The sequence below is a fragment of the Ruegeria sp. AL7 genome (genome assembly GCF_056536105.1).
The window spans coordinates 1,869,828-1,891,024 of sequence record NZ_JBQFJF010000001.1; the positions used below are offsets into that span (position 1 = coordinate 1,869,828).

Genomic DNA, 21,197 nt, shown 5'->3' on the forward strand with positions numbered 1-21,197 from the left:
GAGCAGCTAAATGGTCATGCTGCGCTATGCGGTGTATCGCTTTTTCACGATGCTGCTGACATTGTTGGTAGTCTCGGTCTTGATTTTCATAATCATCAACCTGCCGCCCGGTGATTACCTGAGCAACCAGATTGCCGAACTTCAGGCTTCGGGCCAGTCAGCAGGTGTCGCCAAGGCCGAGTTTCTGCGCGCCGAGTACGCTCTGGATCGCCCCATGTGGGAACAGTACCTGATCTGGGTGGGCTTCTGGCCGGGACCGCACGGATTTTCCGGTCTGATCCAAGGCAATTACGGCTGGTCATTTGAATTTGACCGGCCTGTATCTGAAATTGTGGGCGACACGCTTTGGCTGACGGTCGTCGTCAATCTGGCCGCCATCCTGTTTGTATATGCCGTTGCCCTTCCATTAGGTGTTATTGCAGCGGCGCGATCACGGACATGGATTGATTATACCTCGGCCTTTGTGGGTTATCTGGGGTTGGCGACCCCAAACTTCCTGCTGGCCCTGATCCTGTTCTACTACGGGCATCGGTATTTCAACCTGCCTATCGGCGGCCTGATGGACCCGCAATTCGAAGGTCAGCCGCTGAGTTGGGACAAGATGAAATCCATTCTCATCCACCTGATCGTTCCGACTTTTGTTATCGGAACCTCGGGCGCATCGGCTATGATGCAGCGCCTGCGGGCAAATATGCTCGATGAACTGGGTAAGCCTTATGTGGAAACAGCCATTGCCAAGGGTATGGCCCCATCGCGGATGCTGGCGAAATATCCGTTGCGCGTGGCATTCAACCCGTTCGTTGCGGATATCGGTAACCTTCTGCCATCTATGGTGTCGGGATCGGTTCTGGTGTCAGTCGTTCTGGGCTTGCAAACCATCGGGCCGACTTTGCTGACAGCACTGAAAACGCAGGACCAATTCCTGTCCGCGTTTATCCTGATGTTTGTCGCGCTGCTGACGCTTATCGGCACGATGATCTCGGATATTCTGCTGGTGATGCTGGATCCCCGCATACGATATGAGGGGCGCGAAGCATGACCGATACTCCTGACAACCGCTACGTCGATGACGCGCCGTTTGATCCGCAGGCGTCGATACAGCAACTGGAACGCGCCGATCTGGATGCCCCCAACTGGGTGTTGGTCTGGCGCAAGTTCCGCACGCATAAGCTGGGTCTGATCTCGGGCATTTTCCTGCTAATGTGCTACCTGATGCTCCCATTTGCCGGTTTCATCGCGCCGTATGGCCCGAATGACCGGAACGGAGAGCATCTGTATGCGCCACCGCAATCTGTGAACTGGTTTTACGAAGGCGCCTTTATTGGCCCTCATGTTTTTCCAATCGTCGCCGAGGCGGATCTGGAAACCTTCCAGTGGAAGTTCGTCCCTGACACTGACGACCCGCGCCCGATCCGGTTCTTCTGTGAAGGGTCCGAATATCGACTTGCGGGTCTTATCAAGACAGACAGGCATCTTTTCTGCGCGCCGGATGGTGCCACCTTGTTCCTCTGGGGGTCCGACAGGCTGGGTCGCGATATCTTCAGCCGCATCCTCTATGGGGCGCAGCTGTCGCTGACCGTGGGGCTGATCGGTATTTCGGTGTCATTCTTTCTGGGTATCCTGTTCGGTTCGATGGCGGGTTATTTCGGGGGGCGCATTGACTGGGTCATCAACCGGGTCATCGAAATCCTGCGTTCACTGCCGGAACTGCCGCTGTGGCTGGCACTGTCTGCCGCCGTGCCATCGAACTGGAGCCCGGTTGCCGTATTCTTCATCATTTCGATCATCCTCGGCATCCTCGACTGGCCCGGGCTGGCGCGTTCGGTCCGTGCCAAGTTCCTGTCACTGCGCGAGGAAGAATACGTACGCGCCGCAGAAATGATGGGCGCAAGCTCGGGCCGGGTGATCCGTAAGCACTTGTTGCCGAATTTCATGTCTCATTTGATTGCATCAGCCACCCTGTCGATCCCGGCAATGATCCTTGGGGAAACCGCGCTGAGCTTTCTTGGCCTGGGCCTTCGTGCACCAGCGGTCAGTTGGGGTGTGATGCTGAATGACGCGCAGAACCTCGCATCGATCGAGATCTACCCCTGGACGGCAATCCCGATGCTGCCGATTATCGTGATCGTACTGGCCTTTAACTTTCTAGGTGACGGATTGCGCGACAGTCTGGACCCGTATCAGCAATGAGCCTTCTTGCCACCCTTCCCGCCGCCGACCGATATCGCAGGATCGGCACTGGCGCTCTGCCAAGTGCTTTTGCCGTTTCCGAACTGGCGACGGCCAGCTTTGCAGCCGTTGGGCAGGAAATGGCCCGGCTTTTGCAGGCGCTGAACCTGACCCAGAAAGCCCCCGAGATCGCCGTCGACCATCGGCTGGCATCGTTGTGGTTCGGCTATTCCTTCAAGCCCGACGGCTGGGAAATGCCAAACCTGTGGGATTCGGTCGCGGGGGATTACAGGGCGTCAGATGGCTGGATCAGGCTGCACACCAACCTGCCGCGCCATCGCGCGGCAGCGATGAAGGTTCTTGGCACCCCGCCAGAGCGTGAAGCTGTGACAAAAGCCGTCAGAACCCGGGCCATATCCGATTTGGAAACCGATATTGTGGCCGAAGGCGGTGTGGCCGCTGCCATGCGCAGCCGGACCGAGTGGCTTGAACATCCGCAGGGCCGCGCTGTATCGCGCGATCCGTTGATTGGTTGGCAAGGCCCCCGGTACGTCAAGCTACGCGAGAGGCCGCAGGCAACCCCTGCAAGACCTCTTGCCGGGTTGCGGGTTCTTGACCTGACGCGCGTTCTGGCAGGTCCGGTATCGACACGCACATTGGCCGGTTTCGGGGCCGAGGTTTTGCGGATCGATCCGCCCGGTTGGGACGAACCCGGCGTGATCCCTGACATTTCACTAGGCAAACACTGCGCTTATCTCGATCTGAAATCGACCAACGACATGGAAAGGCTGCAAGAACTTCTACCCCAAGCGGATGTATTCGTGCACGGGTACCGGCCCGGCGCTTTGGACGCGCTTGGCCTGACCCGCGCCAAGCGCGATGAACTGGCACCGAACAGGGTCGAGGTGACGCTGAATGCCTATGGCTGGCAAGGCCCCTGGTCGACCCGGCGCGGGTTTGACAGCCTTGTCCAGATGAGCGCGGGAATCGCGCATGCGGGCATGGAGTGGGCTGACGCCGACAAACCGACGCCATTGCCGGTTCAGGCTTTGGACCACGCAACCGGCTACCTGATGGCAGCCGCCGTCCTTTCCGCATTGGCCGAGGCCGCGTCGGGCAATTCCATCATGCATGCGCATCTGTCCCTTGCCCGCACCGCCGAGCTTTTGGCGGTTCTCGGCAAAGACGACGTCGAGGCAGAGACCATTATTCCGACGCCCACGGATTACTCCCCTGCGACAGAGGTTTCGGGCTGGGGACCAGGGCACCGCCTCAGATCAGCCCTCAGTCTCGGTGAAACTGTGCTGCAATGGGATTTACCGGCGTCGAAACTGGGCACATCTGACCCGGTCTGGCCCTTCGTTTCCAACTGACCTCACGCTTTCGGGGGCACCTCATCCGAGACTCAACACAAGGCGGCGGCGGGACTCTCTACCGGTCGTCGCCATCCGGCCCGATATCGTCCAGATAGTCCTCGTCAATTGCGGCCTGAACAGCCCCTGTCACGGCCTCACGCTGTTTTTGCGTCAGGTCTTCCGCCTCTTTGCCATCTGCCAATCTTACAGTGACCTCGCGATGCGCAAACTTGATCCCCTCTCGCGCGAACAGCTCGCGAATGTCCTGATAGACCTTTTTGCGAACCAGCCACTGGTCGCCGGGTTTCGTCATGAACTTGACCCGGATGATCATCGCTGAATCCTGCATCTCGATCACGCCCTGTGACTTCAGCGGTTGGATGAAATTGTCTCCGATTACGGGATCGGCCAACAACTCCTGACCCAGTTTCTTGATCAATTTACGAACCTTCTCGACATCGGTGTCATAGGTCACGCGCAGCGGCAGCTTCATGATCACCCAATCGCGCGAGTAGTTGGTCAGCACTTTGATCTCGCCAAAGGGAATGGTGTTCAGCGCACCCAGATGGTGACGCAGTTGCATGGACCTGACCGAGATTTTCTCGACCGTCCCTTTCACATCCCCAATGTCGATATATTCCCCTTTCCGGAACGCATCATCCAGCAGGAAGAATGCGCCGGAAAAAATGTCGCGCACCAGCGTTTGTGACCCGAACCCCACCGCCAAACCAACCACACCGGCACCCGCAAACAACGGGCTGACATTGATACCCAGTTCCATCAGGACAATTAGTACGATCGTGACCACGACAACAGCCAGAATTGCGCCCCGGAAAAGTGGCAACAGCGTTGCCAGACGGCTTTGCCCGCCTTCCCCGCCTTCGTCGCCCAGTTCAACCTCGGTGCCATCGTCGGATTCTTCAGCGATCTTGCTGTCGATCCAGATCCGAAAGAAATGAAACAGGATGTACCCGATAAACAGGACGACCATCACATCCAGCGCACGTTCTACCGGCAGATCCTCGCTCCAGTCCGCGTTCGGGTACCATATCACGACAAGCGCATAAGCCCCGAGCACGAAAGCCAGAATTCCGGCTACCCGGCGGGCCAGGTCTTCATAAGTCAGAAGATGCTGCTTCGGCTGTTCAGCCTCGGGTATATCCGCCGCTCCGGCGCCTTCATCCGCTGCCGCGGCTTCCCCGTTTATTTCGCTAATCATGCGCGAGCGGTCGAAATATCGCTCCAGCAGATAGTTCATTGCACCATAGGCTATGACCACGGACATGAAGATTAGATAGCTGCTTGCAATCAACGGCAGCGGCGTCGGATGCTCCAGCGCCAGATCAACAGCCAGACGGAACCAGCTGAACACGACATAGATGATCAATGCCGGCGCCCAGCCAAATGACACAAACCGCAGCAGCCAAGACACCTGTTCGGATGCCCGCCCACCCCGGATCGCGTTCGAGATGGCACGGGCGTTGAACAGGATCATCAGAATATTGCCCAGCGCGCCCAGCATCGTCAGACCGCCATACACCATGGCGTAGACGTTGTAGTTCAGTCCAAAATCAGCGACCCAGGTAGAAAACAGAACGACCGAAATGTCATAGGTCGCCAGCACGGACGCCCAAATATACAGCCTGCGCGCATTCTTGTCCGAAAAGGGCGGTAATCGATATTGGCTCAGATAAGGCGACAGGACCATGCGCCACAGGTCCGACACCGTGCGCGACAGGAAAAAAGCCGTAAAGATGGCGGTGATCGTGAACTGGACCGAGATATCCTCGGCCTCGCCAAAGATCAGATACCCGACGATCAAAGCCATGATCATTGCAAAGACCGTAGCACCGATCCCCATCAGGAACCGGAACAGCAGGAACGGCATCTTTTCCCGATAGCCCTGTGGTTCGTCCTTGATCCGCGCCACCACCCAGCGGCGCGCGAACCGTTTCCCGTAAATCTCGATCGACAGCCACCGCCCAAGTAACAGGAACAGGATATTCCAGCCTAACACCTCGACATAGGTCTGGATACGGCCATCTGGGCTGGTCTGGCGCAGGATGTACTGTACTTCAAAAATAGAATAGGGCAGCGCCTCGAGACGGGAATTCATCGACTCGCGGAATTTCGAGAACCGCTCTTGCGCCTTCATCAGCTGCGAACCGTCACCCATCGGGTTGCTCGAATCGCTGTCCGCGCCCCCCGAACCTGCATCCTTTCCACCCGCCGTTGTCACAACTTTACCGGCACTGTCGATGACAATTACACTCGCACCTGCGTCGCTGGCGGCACGGATAGCAGCAGCCAGATCACTTTCCTTGGCAGTCTCGGATACACTGCCCGACCCTGAGGGATATCCGGGAATCAAGGATGACTGCGCCAATGCACCATTAGGAACGCCCAGAACAATGGCCCACAACGCAAAGAACAATACGGCCAGAAAATCATTTCTCATCGGGTCTTGCATCCAGTTTTCCTGATGTTGGTCAGATTACAGAAGCATTTCAGGCAGTTCAAACACTCGCATCAAACCGTCTCGATATCGTGTTAGGACGTGTTCTTGGCGCACTCTGATGTCTGCAGGTGTTTTCAATCTTTCGAAAATTGAATATGACCAAGCAAAAGTTTCAGGTTCGCCCCGACTGTCATCATCGGGTTTTTTTGGCGACCTTGCCTGGCGGTGGCGCGATATGTCGCGAAACAGTCAATACGCTGTTGCCAAATCGCAATGCTTGAAACATTTGCAAGTACGCAAATCCGCCTTTGGCAAGCGTGGCACTGAAATATACGGTAACGCTTGCGAACGCGCGGATTTCGCTCTGGGATCAAGAAGACGGGCAACACTATGAGCCTTGGCACAACCAATTCTAAACCGGACCGCGCGCCGCGTATCCTGTTTTACAGCCACGACACGTTCGGTCTGGGGCATTTGCGCCGGTCCCGCGCCTTGGCTGCGGCAATCACGCAGGCGGATCCAAGCGCCTCGGCGCTGATCCTGACGGGTTCGCCCGTGGCAGGCCGTTTTACCTTTCCCCGCCGCGTTGACCATGTGCGCCTGCCCGGTGTGACCAAGCGCGCGGACGGATCGTATGCCGCGCGCACAATCGGAATGGGGATCGACGAAGTAACCGAATTGCGCGCGGGATTGATCCAGACTGCGGTTCAGCAATTCGACCCCGATGTGTTGGTCGTCGACAAGGAACCGACAGGGTTCCGGGGTGAGCTGTTGCCGACACTGAAATACCTCGAACGCCATTGCGGAACGAAACTGGTTTTGGGCCTGCGTGATGTGCTGGACGAACCCGAAGTGCTGGCCGCCGAATGGGCGCGCAAAGAAGCCATCGAGGCGACCGAGCGGTTCTATCATGAGATCTGGGTTTACGGATCGCAATCGATCTACGACCCGACGCAAGGCTTGCCGCTAAGCGCGTCAGCGCGATCCCGCATTCACTGGACGGGATATCTGCGCCGCGACCTCGGCCCGGTCGGTGAACCGCCTCAGCAACCTTATATCCTGATCACACCCGGCGGCGGGGGCGATGGCAAGGCGCTGGTCAACCTCGTGCTATCTGCCTACGAGAAAGACCCAGACCTGTCGCCGCGCGCTGTGCTGGTCTATGGCCCGTTCCTGTCGGGTGAATTGCGCAACGATTTCGAAGCACGGGTTGCCGCATTGAATGGTCGTGTAACTGCGGTTGGATTTGAATCGCAGATCGAAACACTGTTTGCCGGGGCCGAAGGCGTGGTCTGCATGGGCGGCTACAACACGTTTTGCGAGGTCCTGTCCTTCGACAAACGGGCCGTCATCGTTCCACGCACCACACCCCGTCTGGAACAGTGGATACGGGCCTCACGCGCAGAAGAGCTGGGGCTGGTCAAGATGCTGGACGAACAACGCGACAGCCTGACACCCGACGCAATGATCCGTGCCATCCGCAACCTGCCGCACCAATCTGTGCCGTCGCAGGCCATCCAAAGCGGATTGCTGGATGGTTTGGACTATGTCACCGACCGCATTGACAGCCTGCTGACACGGGAACAGAAACGAGCCACTGGATGAACTCGGCCTCTCCCAATCTGGCGGTTGTGGTCAAAGGCTGGCCGCGACTGTCCGAAACATTTATCGCGCAGGAACTTGTTGCCTTGCAGGAAGCCGGACACCGATTTGACATCTGGTCTCTGCGCCATCCAACCGACACCAAACGTCACCCTTTGCACGACCGTTTCTCGGGGCAGGTTCGCTATCTGCCAGAATACCTGCATGAGGAGCCACAGCGGGTGTGGGCGGCCCGCGCTGCCGCCCAAGTCCTGTCCGGCTATGCCGAAGCCTACAAGATCTGGCGGCACGACCTGCGCCGAGACCCGACGCCGAACCGCATCCGCCGGTTCGGGCAAGCATGTGTTCTGGCCGCCGAGTTACCCGCCCAGACGCAGGGGCTCTATGCCCATTTCATGCACACCCCCTCGTCGGTCGCCCGATATGCGGCCATCATACGCGGTCTGCCATGGAGCTTTTCTGCCCATGCCAAGGACATCTGGACCTCGCCGGTCTGGGAAAAGCGTGAAAAGTTGCAGGCCTCAACGTACGGAGCTGCTTTCAGTGCCACCTGCACGGCAATCGGCGCGGAACATCTGCGCAGTCTCGCTGATGACCCCAACCGGGTGGACCTCATCTATCACGGTCTGGACCTGTCGCGTTTCCCCGAACCGCCAAAGCGCGGGACACGTGCCGCTGGTGACCCGTTTCACATGATTTCCGTTGGGCGACTGGTTGAAAAGAAGGGCTTTGACCGCCTTATTGCGGCCTTCACGCTGCTGCCGGAAAACCTGAACTGGCATTGGACCCACATTGGCGGCGGGGGTCTTGGGGACACTCTGCACACACAGGCGCGCGCTGCTGGTATCGCGAACCGCATCACCTGGAGGGGGGCCTGCGATCAGCCGGAGGTGCTCGAAGCCATGCGCAGGGCCGACCTGTTTGTCCTGCCCAGCCGTATTGCTGCGGACGGGGATCGTGACGGATTGCCGAACGTGTTGATGGAAGCCGCGTCCCAGCTATTGCCGATCCTGTCGACACCGGTTTCGGCCATCCCGGAATTCATCCAATCCGGAACGCATGGCGTATTGTCTGATGACGACCCGGCTGCATTGGCTTCGGCCATTTCAGCTCTGGCCGCTGATCCGGAAACGGCAGCAACTATGGCGCGTGCAGCCTATGACCGTCTGATTGCAGATTTTCGAATGGACCCTGGTATTGCACGGCTGTCGGCACGGCTGAAAACCCTGAGCATGGAAGACGCGTAATGGCGCGGGTTGCGTTTTATGCGCCAATGAAATCCCCCGGCAGCCAGAAACCCTCAGGCGACCGCGAAATGGCGCGAAACCTGATGCTCGCCTTGGCGGCGCAAGGGGATAAGGTCGAACTGGCCTCGGACCTACGCATCTATGACAAGAACGGGGACCGGGACCTACAGCGAACCCTTGTTCGCGCGGCTGAGATTGAAGCACAGCGGCTGAACGCCGAGTTGCCCTTTGATACTGATCTTTGGGTGACTTATCACAATTACTACAAAGCACCCGACCTGCTGGGCCCCAAGATCTGCCAGGCGCGCGGCATTCCGTATGTGCAATTGGAAAGCACGCGCGCATCAAGCAGGCTGAACGGACCGTGGGCCGATTTCGCCCAAGCGGCGCATCAGGCGTGTGATGCAGCGGATATCATTTTCTACCACACTGCCAATGACCTGATTACGTTGGAACGGGACCGTTTTGGCAAGCAGGCACTGGTTGAATTGCCGCCATTTCTGCTTGAAACCGTGTTGCCTGTGGCTACGGCCGGGGACGGCCCCATGCTTACTGTCGGAATGATGCGGCATGGGGACAAGCTGGCGTCCTACCGGATTTTGGCCGAAGCCCTTTCGCACCTGACATGTGACTGGAACCTGAACATCGCGGGGGACGGACCGGCGCGGCCGGATGTTGAAGCGTTGATGGTGCCGTTCGGAAGCCGGGTGCACTTTCTGGGCCAGCTCGACCGGGCGGACTTACAGAAAATCTACCAACACGCATCCCTGCTTGTCTGGCCCGGCGTGAACGAAGCCTATGGGATGGTCTATCTCGAGGCGCAGGCGACAGGCCTGCCCGTGATCGCACAGGACCGCCCCGGCGTTCGGGATGTGCTGGCACCTGCGGTTTACCCATCGGTTGATGCTGGGGCCAGAGGGCTTGCCGATCACATGCAAAACCTGTTGGAGGATACTGCGCAGCGCCACGCGCTTGGGGCGAATGCGCGCAGCTATGTGGCCCGGCGTCATCTTATGCCTCAGGCGACCGAGCGGTTGTGGGCGCATCTTCGGCCCTTGTTGAAGGATGTATCATGACCCGTCTTGCACTGCTTCGCCACGGGCATACCCACTGGAACCGCGCAGGGCGCATTCAGGGGCGCAGTGATATTCCGCTGGATGAGGACGCGCGGTCTGAACTGGCCGGGTATCGCTTGCCTGACCCATGGGCCGCCGCTGATATCTGGTCCAGCCCCTTGCTGCGCGCCAGCGAAACAGCGCGGATCGTGTCTGGGCGCACCGCGAAAACCTCGGACGCGCTGATTGAAATGAATTGGGGCTACTGGGAAGGACTTCGAGGCATCGACCTGATCGCCGATGAAACCAGCGGGTATCGCCATATTGAAGACTGGAGTTGGGATTTTCGCCCGCCTGATGGTGAAAGCCCTGCCGAGGTCTGGACGAGGTTGCGCCCCTGGATGTCCGGGTTGCGGCAGGACACGGTCGCGGTCTGCCATATTGGCATCATGCGGGTCATTCTCGCCCAGGCGTGGGGTTGGGATTTTGATGGTCCCGCCCCCTTCAAGATCAAGCGCAATCGGCTGTATATCGTTGAAATGGACACAATGACCGCAGACCCGGACCCCGCTCGCCTGATCAAACATGGGCCGATGCCATGAAGGTGATGATCGTTGTCACGCACCTTTTGGGAACAGGGCATCTGAGCCGGGCCCTGACGTTGGGCCGGGCGTTCCGGGATGACGGCCACCAAGTTATGGTCGTCTCGGGCGGGATGCCTGCGCCTCAACTGGACAGCAGCGGGGTAACCCTGTTCGGTTTGCCACCGCTCAGATCAGATGGAACCAATTTCACCCGGCTTCTGACTGAAAGCGGCGTCGAGGCTGACGCGGATTATCAGCGCGCGCGTGTGACAGCCATGGTGCAGGCGGTAAACAGCTTTCAGCCGCAAATCCTGATAACCGAGCTTTACCCCTTTGGTCGCCGGTCTCTGGCGGCGGAATTCGACGCGGCCCTGAATGCGGCACGGGCCCTGCCTCGGCCTCCGGTCATCCTGGGATCGATCCGGGATATTCTGGCCCCTCCTTCCAAACCTGCCAAGGCCCAGCGGACAGAAGATATCGTCACCCGCTTTTATGACGGCATTCTTGTTCACTCGACCGAAAGTGTCACACCGCTTTCGGTCAGTTGGCCGGTGTCGGACCGATTGGCGGAACGGTTGCATTATACCGGCTTTGTTGCGCCTGAGTTGCCTCAACCGCATCCTGATGCCGTTGGGCAGGGCGAAATCCTTGTCAGTGCCGGCGGCGGTTCTGTGGGGCAACCGATCTTTCGCGCGGCCATCGAGGCCGCCCGCCAGATGCCCAACAGGCGTTGGCGCCTGCTGGTCGGCGGGACGGATGCCAAGGCGAGAATAGCCGCGCTGTCCCAACTGGTCGAAGGAACCTCAGCAATTCTGGAACCCGTGCGCCCGGATTTTCGCCAGATGCTGCCCCATGCGGCGGCATCGGTCAGCATGTGCGGCTACAACACCGCCATGGATATTCTGCAAAGCGGAACACCCGCTGTTTTTGTCCCATTCGATGATGGCAAAGAGGTTGAACAGGGGCTGCGTGGGCAAAGCCTGTCGAGTTTGCCAGCCATCGAGGTGCTTCTCAGCCGAACCCTGAGCGGGCAGGCGTTGGCGCAGGCCGTAGAGCGCGTCATTTCAGATGGACCCCGAGCACAGCAGGATTTCGGATTTGATGGCGCGGCCCAAACCGTAGAGATCGCCAAGAACCTGCTGGAGCGGCGTACATGAACCCGGACTGGTACCCACTTGAGGTCGAACTGACCCATTGGCATGCAGCGAGCCTGTCGTTGCCGCTGTGGTGGCGAGACGATGACGCGATCGCTCCGACATCGCAGTTAGACCACCTGTCCGATCTGGCCGCACAGTTGGGCCTGCCGGTACATCTGGCCGTCATTCCCCACGCGGCAACCCCTGCGCTGGCTAACTATGTTGCGCGCGGCGAAACTCTCATCCCTGTGGTTCACGGGTGGTCCCACAAGAACCATGCGCCCGCCAGTGAGAAGAAAGCCGAGTTTCGCCTCAACCGTCCGTTGGACGAGGTTGTTGCCGATGCCGCGGCAGGACTGTCACGCCTTGACGCCTTGTTCGGCAACACCCTGCGGCCGATGTTTGTCCCTCCGTGGAACCGCATTGCACCAGAAGTCATCGAACATCTTCCATCGCTGGGATACCGCATTCTTTCCACGGCAACGCCCCGCAGAACGAAAATGGCGGCTGCGGGGCTTGAGCAGGTCAACACACATCTTGACCCGATTGACTGGCGGGGTTCACGCGGTCTGATCTCTCCGGACCGCCTGGTCGCTCAGACAGTTAACCTCCTGCGGGACAGGCGCGAAGGCCGCGCAGACAACGCCGAGCCGTTTGGAGTATTGACCCATCACCTGGTCCATGATCAGGACATATGGGCCTTTACCGAGGCGTTGTTGAAACATCTGCTGGACGGTCCTGCCACACTCTGGGTCGCACCGAAGAACGAATAAGGACATCGTCATGAGCCGACTGGATTCCATGCTTCGCCGACTGACGGCCCAACGTGACGGGCTGAACTGGGCAGCCGAACAGATCAGTGACCAAACTGGCGATGTGCTGGATATGGGGCTGGGCAATGGCCGCACCTATGACCACCTGCGAGAGATCCTGCCGAACCGACGGATCTGGGTGATGGATCGTGTGCTGCAATGCCATCCTGACAGCACCCCACCAGCCGAAGATTTCCTGCAAGGCGAAGCTGAACCCATGCTGCGGAAACTGATGGCCGAGGGGCACAAGATCGCGTTGGCGCATTATGATTTCGGACGTGGCATCAAACACGAAGATGTGGCCGAGGCCGCACGCCTCAGCCCGTTGATCGCGCAGGTCATGCAGCCCGGAGGGTTGTTGATATCCGGCCAGCCCCTTGTCGGCTTCAACCAGATCAAAGGGCCCGAGACGATCGCACCGGACCGTTACCTGTTCTATACGGCCTGATTACGCCACGCGGCGACCTCGCGCCCAAACCGAGTTGAGGGCTGGCACACCTGCGCGCATCCGGAAACGGATAACATCGGCGCGGGCATTGGCGCGCAACTCGCCACGATCCTCAAGCCCGGCGGCCTGCGCCGGGGCTAATGTGACGGTCTTCATTCCACGCGCCATATCGCCCCACATTTCACCCAGCATGACCGCAGACAATAACAAGGCCGACGGCACGTAATCCGAGGACATTACGTCCAGATGCCCAAGCTCGGCCAATTCGCTGGCCGCAACATTACCGGAATGAGAGCCTCCGCGAACAACGTTTGGCGCGCCCATCATGACCTTGATACCGTGATCATGACACGCTCGCGCAGCTTCCACCGTTGTGGGGAACTCAGCCAGCCGAATGCCGTGACCTGCCGAGATCTTCACCTGATCTTCGGTCGTATCGTCATGACTGGCAAGCACGGCCCCAAATCGGCGCGCGGCCTTGACGGTTTCGACCTCGTGCGCATCACCGTTGCGATCCCGTAGGCTTTTCAGCTGAGCCACATGCTGAAAGAACGTATCATCGTCCATGGCATATTTGCCCTTCAGAAAGGATTCCAGCTTGCCCATGTCGCGAAACTGACGCTGGCCGGGGGTGTGATCCATGATGGACACAAGGCCAACCCTGTCCTCGGGTCCAAACTCGTCCAGTTCTTCGATCAGTGTCTCGGAACACACCTCTGCCCGCAAATGCAGGAAATGGCTGATCTTGAGCGCATCCTGCTCGCGCAGATCCCACAACTCCCGCGACAGGCCGCGGGCATATTTTCCGTACCGTCCTGCACCGGAGGGGATTGAACCTACCCGCATCGCATCGAACACACTTGTGATCCCCACGCTGGCCAGTTCCGCGTCATGGGCCAGAATGGCGGCAGCATGGGGCCAATGCACGTTGGGGCGCGGCTGAATATGGCGTTCAAGATTATCCGTGTGCAACTCGACAAGACCGGGGCTGACATAGTCGCCTTCGCAATCTATCGCACCAGCGGGAACTGCACGCCCGGTGTCGATTTCGATGATAGTGTCACCTGCTATTCGAACACAACCGATCACGGTTTCATTCGGCAACACAAGCGTGGCATTGGCAAGGATCAAGTCTTCTGTCATCTGAACTTTACGCAATCTGAGGTATTGGAAGGCCACTTAATAGGAGGCCAATGTGACATTCACGCGATACGCGATCTATTTTGCGCCACCCGCCGGGGTGGCCTGGACGGAATTTGCAACCAGCTGGCTGGGCTGGGACATGGCAAAGGGAACGCAGGTCGCGCATCCGATCATGGGTGGCATCGACATAGCGACCATCACTGAGGTGCCGCGCAAATACGGGCTGCACGCGACCCTGAAACCGCCGTTCCGGTTGCGCGACGGCCTGACCTTTGACGCATTGCATCAGGCGTGCATTGCGCTGGCTGCAACTCGGCAGCCCATCACACTCGACGGTCTGGAAATTACCCGTCTTGGACGTTTTCTGGCCCTGTGCCCGCTGGGTGAAACGCAGGCGCTGAATGCGTTGGCCGCGGCCTGTGTTCGCGATCTCGACCGGTTTCGCGCACCTGCCACTCAGGCCGAACTGACGCGCCGCCGCGCCGCGGGACTGACCCCCGAGCAGGACGCTAATCTGACCCAATGGGGCTATCCCCACGTGCTGGACGCGTTTCGATTTCACATCACGCTCAGCGGTAAACTGGACAAACCAACCCTCAGGGCAACCCAAGAAGCACTGCACACCCATCTGAGCCCCTTGCTGCCGCAACCTTTCCAGATCACTGATCTTGCCCTGATGGGCGAGGCGGAAGAAGGGCGGTTTCACCTGATCCATCGCTACGCGCTTTCCGGTTGAAGGCGGCGCAGGATTTCGGCAACCGTGTCTTCCAGCGCGCCGGAATTGTCAATTTGGATGACCCGGTTCAGACCATCCGGCAACGCCACTTTGGCGCGACACAACCGCCGCGCCTGCTCGTCTGCGCTTTCCCGTCCCCGAGCGGACAGGCGCCGCGCCAAAACTCCGACATCTGCCGTCAGAGAGATCACAATCAGATCTCCAAACACCTTCTGCGCCTGCAAAAGAATCCCGCGGGAAAGATTGACCAGAACCGCAATCGCCCCCTGACGCTGTCGCAAAATCTCGTCCGGGATACCGTAGAACAGTCCGTGCGCAGGCCAGCTGAGGGCAAAAGCGCCTGCCTGTTCCATCTGCTGGAATTCTGCAACCGAAACCCGGTCAAAATCCTCGCCTTCTTCGCCTGCGGGGCGGGTGATCACCCTTCGCACCCGCCGGACGCCAGGCACCTGTGCCTCCAACGCTTCCATGACGCTGTCTTTGCCAACGCCCGAGGGGCCAACAATCGCTATGACAGGGGCAAGTGTCATGCCGCCAGTCCCGGCGTGAAGTCAGCGACATTGACTTCGCGGTCACAGACGCGCTCACGGGCATCGAGGTCGTGGAATATCCCGACAATCGCCGCGCCACGTCCTTTTGCCTCTTCAATCAGCGACAACACGGTTTCGCGGTTCTGCACATCCAGACTTGCCGTCGGTTCGTCCAGCAACATCGCCGGGTAGTCATGCGCAAAGCCACGCGCAATGTTCACCCGCTGCTGTTCGCCGCCCGAAAAGGTTGTGGGGCTCAGGGTCCACAAGCGCTCAGGAATGTTCAGCCGCTTCAGTAACTCGGCGGATTTCTCCAGCGCCTCAATTCTGTCGCAACCCACGGCCAGCAAAGGCTCTGCCACAACGTCCAGTGTCGGCACCCGCGGCACGACCCGCAGGAATTGACTGACATAGCCCAGCGTTTCCCGGCGGAGGGTCAAGATCTGGCGCGGCTCGGCTTTTGCCACGTCCAGACCTCCAACCAGCACCTGACCAGAGGCCACCAGGTAGTTGCCATAAATCACGCGCATCAGCGTGGACTTGCCCGCACCAGACGCCCCGGTCAAAGCAACGCACTCACCCGGTTCAACCCTCAACGACGCGCCTTCCATCACCGGGATAACAGCACCGCCCTGATTGTGCAGGGTAAAGCTTTTGCTCACATTGATCAGTTCAATCATTGCTTCACCTTTTCCCAAATACTCAAACCTGCAGAACGCTGGACACTAGCAGTTGCGTATAGGCGTGTTGGGGATCATCCAGCACCTGATCGGTCAGCCCGGCCTCAACCACATGACCATCCTTCATCACCATCAACCGGTCGGCCAACAGGCGCACCACAGCAAGATCATGGGTCACGATGATCGCGCTCAGCCCCATTTCACGCACCAAGCCGCGCAAGAGGTCCAGTAATCGCGCCTGAACCGAGACATCCAGCCCCCCGGTCGGTTCGTCCATGAACACCAGTCGCGGGCCAGTCACCAGATTGCGGGCGATCTGCAAACGTTGCTGCATCCCGCCCGAAAACGCGGTGGGCCGGTCATCAACGCGGGCCGCCTCGATCTCGACCCGACCCAGCCAGTCAATGGCCTTGTCTCGGATGTCACCATAGTGGCGCTCGCCCACGGCCATCAGCCGTTCACCAATATTGCCTCCGGCACTAACTGACATCCGCAGGCCGTCACGTGCATGCTGATGCACAAAGGCCCAGTCGGTACGGCTCAACATCCGGCGTTCGGGCTCCGACATGGTCACCGTATCCACCGGCCCGTTCGCGCGCGTGTCAAAGATCACCTGCCCTGCATCGGGCACCAGATGACCGGCCAGACAATTCAGCAGGGTCGACTTGCCCGACCCGCTTTCGCCCACGATCCCCATCACCTCACCGGGGTAGAGATCAAAAGTCACATCCGCGCATCCGATCCGCGCACCATAGAGCTTTTCGATGCCCTTGACTTGCAACAGGGGGGTCATGCCGCGTTCTCCTCGGCCAGTCGGCCCATATGGCCCGCTTCGCGGCGCGACCGGCAATAATCGGTATCCGAACAGACAAACATTCGGTTGCCCGCATCATCCATGATGACTTCATCCAGATAGCTATCCTCGGCTCCGCACAGGTCACAGGGATGATCGGCCTTGGTGGCCTCGAACGGGTAATCCTCGAAATCAAGGCTCACGACCCGGGTATGTGGCGGTACCGCGTAAATGCGCTGCTCGCGCCCGGCACCGAACAGCTGGATTGCATCCATTTCAAGCTTCGGGTTGTCGAATTTCGGGATCGGGGACGGGTCCATCACATAGCGGCCAGACACTTTCACCGGATAGGCGTAAGCGGTCGAGATCGCCCCGTGCTGGCTGATATCCTCATATAGCTTCACATGCATCAGCCCATATTCTTCAAGGCTGTGCATCTTGCGTGTCTCGGTCTCACGCGGCTCGAGGAAGCGCAGAGGTTCCGGAATCGGCACCTGATAAACGATAATCTGATCTTCGCGCAGCTTCGCCTCGGGGATGCGGTGGCGGGTCTGGATCACCGTCGCCTTCTCGGTTTCCTCGGTCGTCTCCACACCTGCGGTCTTTTCAAAGAACTTGCGGATCGACACTGCGTTGGTCGTGTCATCCGCACCCTGATCGATGACCTTGAGCGTATCCTCAGGCGTCAGCGTCGCGGCCGAGACCTGCACCCCTCCGGTGCCCCAGCCATAAGGCATCGGCATTTCACGGCTGGCAAAGGGCACCTGATACCCTGGAATAGCCAGGCCCTTCAGGATGGCCCTGCGGATCATCCGTTTGGTTTGTTCGTCCAAATATGCAAAGTTGTACGCGCTCATAGCAGTCCCCGCGCAGTTAAGGCTACTTCAAAGGCCTGAGGGCTGGTAAAATGTATGGCGTCCATGCCAACGGCGCGGGCTCCATCCACGTTTCTTGGGCTATCATCGACAAAGATACAGTTCTGAGGGGAAAGATCGGCCCGGTCGCACATCCGACGGAAAATCTCGGGCTGCGGTTTCAAAAGCTTTTCCTGACCTGACACTACGGTCACGCCAAAGACCTCGCCCAGTTCAGGATGCACACCAACACCAACGGGCCATGTTTCCGCTGACCAGTTGGTGATCGCATGAACCGGGGTGCCCTGTTCTTTCAAACGATGGAGCAATCGCCAAGTTCCCTCGATCTTGTGTGGGACGGTCATGGCATAGCGCTCAACATAAGAACTCAGACGTCGCTGGTCGTCAGCATCTTCCAGTTCAGCAGCCAGATCAGCGAAATCCTCACCGCCATCGGCCCGCAGATTACGTTCGGGGAAATCGATACGAGTGAGAAACTCTGCCACCGCCTCGCGGCTACCCATCTCATCCAGCCATGCCAAATGCGGATCCCACTGGATCAAAACGTTGCCGATATCAAAAACGACAGCCTTCATTCCGCAGCCTCCTTTGACGTGATCCGCGCGTCAGCCTCGCGGCGCAGTTTGCGGACCAGTTCAAGCTCGGACTGGAAATCCACGTAATGCGGCAGCTTGATGTGTTCGAGAAAACCGGTCGCCTGAATGTTGTCCGCGTGGCTCAGAACAAATTCTTCATCCTGCGCAGGCGCGCCCAGATTGTCTTCGCCCAGTTCCTTCCACCGCAGCGCGCGATCAACCAAGGCCATCGCGATGGCTTTTCGTTCGGATTGACCAAAGACCAGACCATAACCGCGCGTGAACTGAGGCGGCTCGGTTTTTGAACCCTTGAACTGGTTCACCGTCTCACACTCGGTCAGTTCGACCTCGCCGATATCTATGGCAAAACCCAACTCGGGGATGTCCATTTCAACAGCAACCTTGCCGATCCGCAATTCACCCACAAACGCGTGGTTGCGTGCGTAACCGCGCTGGGTGGAATAAGCCATGCCCAGCACGAAACCCTCATCCCCGCGTGTCAGCGATTGCAGGCGCAACGGGCGATTGGCGGGGAATTCCATCGGTTCGCGCGTCAGGTCGCCGGGGGTGTCATCACTTGCCGGCTCGTCCTGAATGAGGCCCTCGTCTTTCAGGAATTCAGTGATATGCGGCGTCGGTTCCTGCCGCGCTGAACCTTCCGGAACTTTCGGGACATCACCATCCGCGGCCAGTTTGAAATCCAGCAAACGATGGGTATAGTCGAACGTCGGCCCCAGAACCTGCCCACCGGGTGCATCTTTGAACGTGGCCGAAATCCGACGGTCGCAGGCCATCTCACCTGTTTCGACCGGATTGGAATGGCCAAAACGCGGCAGCGTGGTGCGATAGGCGCGGATCAGAAAGATCGCCTCAATCAGATCGCCCCGCGCCTGCTTTATCGCCAGCGCAGCCAGGTCGAGGTCATATAGCGAGCCTTCCGCCATGACCCGGTTCACTGCAAGGCTCAGCTGTTCGCGGATCTGCGCAAGGCTCAGCTCCGCCACATCGGTCGCGCCCCGGCGTTCTTCGGCCAGCCAGGCATGGGCGTTCTCGATGGCTTTTTCGCCCCCTTTGACAGCAACATACATCGCTTAGGTCTCCGAGGTGATCTGCGTGCTGCGTGGCAGGGCCGCAACCCTGTCGCCGCAGGTAAAAAAGAAATCGCACCCCAGAGGATAGAGCATCGCATTCCCCTGAAGCGCCGGAATATCCGGCAGAGACAGGCGCGCGGTCTTTTTGATGCCGGGGCCGCTCAGAACGGTACCGCTCTGCTCCAGCCGATCGCATTCCACTATCAGGGTAGCCGAACGATCCGGGTATTCCGGCGTTCCGATGCGATAGGCGTTAAGCGGCCCCAATGCGTCCCATGTGCCAACGGCAAAATCAGCCTTTGCTGCGGATACGAGCGGGGCGCCCGTGTGGAAAGTCAGCCAATTGCGGACTGCTTCGGTATCGGTGCCTCCGGCCAGGTGAACCCTGGTCTCGGGGTCGCACAGCGTCAGCAGCAGTGTACCGGCCGCCACGGACAGGGGCGCTGGAGGTTCGCCGCCCGATAGCACACGTATGTCGCCCGGGCATGCCATGACGGTCATCGCAGCGCGGAACGCATGTGCAGCATCGACAGGTGCGTTTTCAAAGCCCCCGGAAAACTGTGTTTGCGCGGCCATCAATCTTCCCCCCGAACAAGCGTGAAAAACTCAACCTTGGTGGCCGCTGCCTTGGCCGCGCGAGTGCTTTTGACCGCCTGCATTTGCTGCTGAAGCGGGTCGAGCAGCCGCGCCTGCACCTCATCCGCTGCCCCGGTCTGCATCATCGCATCAATCAATGCTGCGGCTTCGGCCTTGGGTTTCGATCTACCCTGAACATAACCGTGACCAACCGTTCCATCCTGCAACACCACAGAACAGCGCGTGACCGTCATTTCGCCCAGATTGAACGGTGCTCCGGTGCCGCCGGTGCGACCACGCACCATCACGCTCCCGACCTCGGGGCGGCGCAGCCAGTCAAAGCTCGGGCGGGTCTCAATCCCGTCCCACAAGGTCATCAGGGTGTCGTCAGGTGCACGGGCCAGCAAACCCATCCAATCCCTGCGCGCCCCGATCGCGAATTCTGTCTGATCTGTCATCAAAGCCTCTTGGCCGGGTTGTCTATCTAAACTATACAACTAGACAAATATTAACCCGCGTGTGCGCAACACGCAATCTCCAACTGTGTGAAGATTTGGTGACATGAGCAAAACGCCGATCTGGAAAAGCATTGCCCTGCGCCTGACCTCGGACATTGCCGAAGGGCGGTATCAAACCAGTGACCGCCTGCCGACCGAAGCTCAGCTGGCCGCCAAATACGGTGTCAACCGCCACACGGTGCGGCGCGCGTTGGCTGACATGTCGGAACAAGGTCTGGTTCATGCCCGGCGCGGTGCGGGCGTTTTTGTGGCGGCGCGGCCAACCGACTATCCGATTGGCAAAAGGGTTCGATATCACAAGAACGTCTCAGCCAGCGGCAAGATACCGGGAAAGAAAATCCTGGCCCTGACCACACGGGCGGCAGATGAAGCCGAGGCCGAAGCACTGGGTCTGAGCAAAGGGAACCCGGTGCATGTCTATGACGGGTTATCGCTGGCGGATGGGCAGCCCATAGCCGTTTTTCAAAGTGTCTTCCCGGCAGAACGCTTTCCAAACCTGTTACAGGCGCTGACCGAGACCCAGTCAGTAACAAAAGCCCTGCAACGTTGCGGCATCGCGGATTACACCCGCATCTCGACCCGATTGACCGCGCGCGGCGCGACAGCAACGCAAGCCCTTCATCTGCAACTGACCGAAGGTGCTCCGGTGCTGTTTTCGGTCGGTGTCAACGCGGACCCGGACGGCGCACCCGTCGAATATGGCCGAACCGTCTTTGCTGGTGAGCGTGTCACGCTGACGCTGAACGAAGAGTAAACCACTATCCCTGCCGCTCGATCTCGACCTCCTGCCGGAGGTCTCATCCCGTTGGGCGTG

Annotated in this window: 22 protein-coding genes; 12 read left to right on the forward strand and 10 right to left on the reverse strand. The window is 59.1% G+C overall.

All coding sequences use genetic code 11. The features are described 5' to 3' along the window. Positions 1 to 10 precede the first annotated feature (10 nt). The 3 genes from ACR3E2_RS09285 to ACR3E2_RS09295 are packed head-to-tail and all read left to right on the forward strand — an operon-like array spanning position 11 to position 3,542. Positions 11 to 1,039: an ABC transporter permease gene (locus ACR3E2_RS09285; RefSeq protein ID WP_480484048.1), complete on the forward strand. Its 1,029-nt coding sequence runs from the start codon at positions 11 to 13 to the stop codon at positions 1,037 to 1,039. Then, complete coding sequence (locus tag ACR3E2_RS09290) at positions 1,036 to 2,190, forward strand: ABC transporter permease (RefSeq protein WP_480484049.1); 1,155 nt, start codon at positions 1,036 to 1,038, stop codon at positions 2,188 to 2,190. The genes ACR3E2_RS09285 and ACR3E2_RS09290 overlap by 4 nt, the downstream gene beginning before the upstream one ends. Beyond that, positions 2,187 to 3,542 carry a CoA transferase gene (locus tag ACR3E2_RS09295; RefSeq protein ID WP_480484050.1) on the forward strand — a complete coding sequence of 452 codons (1,356 nt, stop codon included), beginning with the start codon at positions 2,187 to 2,189 and terminating at the stop codon, positions 3,540 to 3,542. The genes ACR3E2_RS09290 and ACR3E2_RS09295 overlap by 4 nt, the downstream gene beginning before the upstream one ends. 58 nt (positions 3,543 to 3,600) lie before the next feature. Here the strand turns inward: ACR3E2_RS09295 and ACR3E2_RS09300 are convergent, their stop codons facing one another. Next, a complete protein-coding gene (locus ACR3E2_RS09300) occupies positions 3,601 to 5,982 on the reverse strand; it encodes a mechanosensitive ion channel domain-containing protein (RefSeq protein WP_480484077.1) in 2,382 nt (793 codons plus the stop codon). 390 nt (positions 5,983 to 6,372) lie between these two features. On the opposite strand from ACR3E2_RS09300, the gene ACR3E2_RS09305 reads away from it, so the two are divergent. Genes ACR3E2_RS09305 through ACR3E2_RS09335 form a run of 7 tightly spaced genes read left to right on the forward strand, consistent with a single transcriptional unit; the run spans position 6,373 to position 12,866 of the window. After that, positions 6,373 to 7,587 carry a glycosyltransferase family protein gene (locus tag ACR3E2_RS09305; protein WP_480484051.1) on the forward strand — a complete coding sequence of 405 codons (1,215 nt, stop codon included), beginning with the start codon at positions 6,373 to 6,375 and terminating at the stop codon, positions 7,585 to 7,587. Then, the gene (locus ACR3E2_RS09310; protein WP_480484052.1) at positions 7,584 to 8,831 is read left to right on the forward strand and encodes a glycosyltransferase family 4 protein; all 1,248 of its coding nucleotides are present in this window, start codon (positions 7,584 to 7,586) and stop codon (positions 8,829 to 8,831) included. Before ACR3E2_RS09305 ends, ACR3E2_RS09310 begins: the two co-directional genes overlap by 4 nt. After that, a complete protein-coding gene (locus ACR3E2_RS09315) occupies positions 8,831 to 9,907 on the forward strand; it encodes a glycosyltransferase family 4 protein (protein ID WP_480484053.1) in 1,077 nt (358 codons plus the stop codon). The genes ACR3E2_RS09310 and ACR3E2_RS09315 overlap by 1 nt, the downstream gene beginning before the upstream one ends. After that, positions 9,904 to 10,488, forward strand: a complete 585-nt coding sequence (locus tag ACR3E2_RS09320) for a histidine phosphatase family protein (RefSeq protein WP_480484054.1) — start codon at positions 9,904 to 9,906, stop codon at positions 10,486 to 10,488. The genes ACR3E2_RS09315 and ACR3E2_RS09320 overlap by 4 nt, the downstream gene beginning before the upstream one ends. Continuing rightward, positions 10,485 to 11,627, forward strand: a complete 1,143-nt coding sequence (locus ACR3E2_RS09325; protein ID WP_480484055.1) for a glycosyltransferase family protein — start codon at positions 10,485 to 10,487, stop codon at positions 11,625 to 11,627. Before ACR3E2_RS09320 ends, ACR3E2_RS09325 begins: the two co-directional genes overlap by 4 nt. Further along, on the forward strand, positions 11,624 to 12,379 hold the full coding sequence (locus tag ACR3E2_RS09330; RefSeq protein ID WP_480484056.1) for a polysaccharide deacetylase family protein: 756 nt from the start codon (positions 11,624 to 11,626) through the stop codon (positions 12,377 to 12,379). The genes ACR3E2_RS09325 and ACR3E2_RS09330 overlap by 4 nt, the downstream gene beginning before the upstream one ends. Before the next feature lie 10 nt (positions 12,380 to 12,389). Continuing rightward, the gene (locus ACR3E2_RS09335; RefSeq protein WP_480484057.1) at positions 12,390 to 12,866 is read left to right on the forward strand and encodes a class I SAM-dependent methyltransferase; all 477 of its coding nucleotides are present in this window, start codon (positions 12,390 to 12,392) and stop codon (positions 12,864 to 12,866) included. Here the strand turns inward: ACR3E2_RS09335 and ACR3E2_RS09340 are convergent, their stop codons facing one another. Then, positions 12,867 to 14,009: an alpha-D-ribose 1-methylphosphonate 5-triphosphate diphosphatase gene (locus ACR3E2_RS09340; protein WP_480484058.1), complete on the reverse strand. Its 1,143-nt coding sequence runs from the start codon at positions 14,007 to 14,009 to the stop codon at positions 12,867 to 12,869. Between the two features lie 52 nt (positions 14,010 to 14,061). Here ACR3E2_RS09340 and ACR3E2_RS09345 point away from each other — a divergent pair, with 52 nt between their 5' ends. Then, entirely contained in the window at positions 14,062 to 14,745 is a 684-nt protein-coding gene (locus tag ACR3E2_RS09345) for a DUF1045 domain-containing protein (RefSeq protein WP_209598252.1), read from the forward strand. Here ACR3E2_RS09345 and phnN read toward each other — a convergent pair. From phnN to phnG, 8 genes are read right to left on the reverse strand one after another with little or no spacing between them, the layout of a single operon-like run. Further along, positions 14,727 to 15,275, reverse strand: coding sequence for a phosphonate metabolism protein/1,5-bisphosphokinase (PRPP-forming) PhnN (phnN, locus tag ACR3E2_RS09350; protein ID WP_480484059.1), 549 nt, complete (start codon positions 15,273 to 15,275; stop codon positions 14,727 to 14,729). The two genes, ACR3E2_RS09345 and phnN, sit on opposite strands and share 19 nt — an antisense overlap. Then, a complete protein-coding gene (gene phnL, locus ACR3E2_RS09355) occupies positions 15,272 to 15,955 on the reverse strand; it encodes a phosphonate C-P lyase system protein PhnL (RefSeq protein ID WP_480484060.1) in 684 nt (227 codons plus the stop codon). Before phnL ends, phnN begins: the two co-directional genes overlap by 4 nt. Before the next feature lie 22 nt (positions 15,956 to 15,977). Further along, positions 15,978 to 16,748 carry a phosphonate C-P lyase system protein PhnK gene (gene phnK / locus ACR3E2_RS09360; protein ID WP_480484061.1) on the reverse strand — a complete coding sequence of 257 codons (771 nt, stop codon included), beginning with the start codon at positions 16,746 to 16,748 and terminating at the stop codon, positions 15,978 to 15,980. Continuing rightward, the gene (locus ACR3E2_RS09365; protein ID WP_480484062.1) at positions 16,745 to 17,605 is read right to left on the reverse strand and encodes an alpha-D-ribose 1-methylphosphonate 5-phosphate C-P-lyase PhnJ; all 861 of its coding nucleotides are present in this window, start codon (positions 17,603 to 17,605) and stop codon (positions 16,745 to 16,747) included. Before ACR3E2_RS09365 ends, phnK begins: the two co-directional genes overlap by 4 nt. Next, the gene (locus ACR3E2_RS09370) at positions 17,602 to 18,198 is read right to left on the reverse strand and encodes an HAD family hydrolase (protein WP_480484063.1); all 597 of its coding nucleotides are present in this window, start codon (positions 18,196 to 18,198) and stop codon (positions 17,602 to 17,604) included. Before ACR3E2_RS09370 ends, ACR3E2_RS09365 begins: the two co-directional genes overlap by 4 nt. After that, on the reverse strand, positions 18,195 to 19,286 hold the full coding sequence (locus tag ACR3E2_RS09375; protein WP_480484064.1) for a carbon-phosphorus lyase complex subunit: 1,092 nt from the start codon (positions 19,284 to 19,286) through the stop codon (positions 18,195 to 18,197). Before ACR3E2_RS09375 ends, ACR3E2_RS09370 begins: the two co-directional genes overlap by 4 nt. Before the next feature lie 3 nt (positions 19,287 to 19,289). After that, positions 19,290 to 19,865, reverse strand: coding sequence for a phosphonate C-P lyase system protein PhnH (phnH, locus tag ACR3E2_RS09380; protein ID WP_480484065.1), 576 nt, complete (start codon positions 19,863 to 19,865; stop codon positions 19,290 to 19,292). Continuing rightward, positions 19,865 to 20,323, reverse strand: coding sequence for a phosphonate C-P lyase system protein PhnG (gene phnG / locus ACR3E2_RS09385; protein ID WP_480484066.1), 459 nt, complete (start codon positions 20,321 to 20,323; stop codon positions 19,865 to 19,867). The genes phnH and phnG overlap by 1 nt, the downstream gene beginning before the upstream one ends. Positions 20,324 to 20,426: 103 nt before the next feature. On the opposite strand from phnG, the gene phnF reads away from it, so the two are divergent. Next, positions 20,427 to 21,137 (forward strand): phosphonate metabolism transcriptional regulator PhnF, encoded by a 711-nt coding sequence (gene phnF / locus ACR3E2_RS09390; RefSeq protein ID WP_480484067.1) that lies wholly within the window; start codon positions 20,427 to 20,429, stop codon positions 21,135 to 21,137. Positions 21,138 to 21,197: the final 60 nt, after the last annotated feature.

Excerpts from the sequence above, each read along its gene's own strand:
- ACR3E2_RS09285 (WP_480484048.1), top strand. The coding sequence starts at position 11 with ATGGTCATGCTGCGCTATGCGGTGTATCGCTTTTTCACGATGCTGCTG.
- ACR3E2_RS09290 (WP_480484049.1), top strand. The coding sequence starts at position 1,036 with ATGACCGATACTCCTGACAACCGCTACGTCGATGACGCGCCGTTTGAT.
- ACR3E2_RS09295 (WP_480484050.1), top strand. The coding sequence starts at position 2,187 with ATGAGCCTTCTTGCCACCCTTCCCGCCGCCGACCGATATCGCAGGATC.
- ACR3E2_RS09300 (WP_480484077.1), bottom strand. The coding sequence starts at position 5,982 with ATGAGAAATGATTTTCTGGCCGTATTGTTCTTTGCGTTGTGGGCCATT.
- ACR3E2_RS09305 (WP_480484051.1), top strand. The coding sequence starts at position 6,373 with ATGAGCCTTGGCACAACCAATTCTAAACCGGACCGCGCGCCGCGTATC.
- ACR3E2_RS09310 (WP_480484052.1), top strand. The coding sequence starts at position 7,584 with ATGAACTCGGCCTCTCCCAATCTGGCGGTTGTGGTCAAAGGCTGGCCG.
- ACR3E2_RS09315 (WP_480484053.1), top strand. The coding sequence starts at position 8,831 with ATGGCGCGGGTTGCGTTTTATGCGCCAATGAAATCCCCCGGCAGCCAG.
- ACR3E2_RS09320 (WP_480484054.1), top strand. The coding sequence starts at position 9,904 with ATGACCCGTCTTGCACTGCTTCGCCACGGGCATACCCACTGGAACCGC.
- ACR3E2_RS09325 (WP_480484055.1), top strand. The coding sequence starts at position 10,485 with ATGAAGGTGATGATCGTTGTCACGCACCTTTTGGGAACAGGGCATCTG.
- ACR3E2_RS09330 (WP_480484056.1), top strand. The coding sequence starts at position 11,624 with ATGAACCCGGACTGGTACCCACTTGAGGTCGAACTGACCCATTGGCAT.
- ACR3E2_RS09335 (WP_480484057.1), top strand. The coding sequence starts at position 12,390 with ATGAGCCGACTGGATTCCATGCTTCGCCGACTGACGGCCCAACGTGAC.
- ACR3E2_RS09340 (WP_480484058.1), bottom strand. The coding sequence starts at position 14,009 with ATGACAGAAGACTTGATCCTTGCCAATGCCACGCTTGTGTTGCCGAAT.
- phnN (WP_480484059.1), bottom strand. The coding sequence starts at position 15,275 with ATGACACTTGCCCCTGTCATAGCGATTGTTGGCCCCTCGGGCGTTGGC.
- phnL (WP_480484060.1), bottom strand. The coding sequence starts at position 15,955 with ATGATTGAACTGATCAATGTGAGCAAAAGCTTTACCCTGCACAATCAG.
- phnK (WP_480484061.1), bottom strand. The coding sequence starts at position 16,748 with ATGACCCCCCTGTTGCAAGTCAAGGGCATCGAAAAGCTCTATGGTGCG.
- ACR3E2_RS09365 (WP_480484062.1), bottom strand. The coding sequence starts at position 17,605 with ATGAGCGCGTACAACTTTGCATATTTGGACGAACAAACCAAACGGATG.
- ACR3E2_RS09370 (WP_480484063.1), bottom strand. The coding sequence starts at position 18,198 with ATGAAGGCTGTCGTTTTTGATATCGGCAACGTTTTGATCCAGTGGGAT.
- ACR3E2_RS09375 (WP_480484064.1), bottom strand. The coding sequence starts at position 19,286 with ATGTATGTTGCTGTCAAAGGGGGCGAAAAAGCCATCGAGAACGCCCAT.
- phnH (WP_480484065.1), bottom strand. The coding sequence starts at position 19,865 with ATGGCCGCGCAAACACAGTTTTCCGGGGGCTTTGAAAACGCACCTGTC.
- phnG (WP_480484066.1), bottom strand. The coding sequence starts at position 20,323 with ATGACAGATCAGACAGAATTCGCGATCGGGGCGCGCAGGGATTGGATG.
- phnF (WP_480484067.1), top strand. The coding sequence starts at position 20,427 with ATGAGCAAAACGCCGATCTGGAAAAGCATTGCCCTGCGCCTGACCTCG.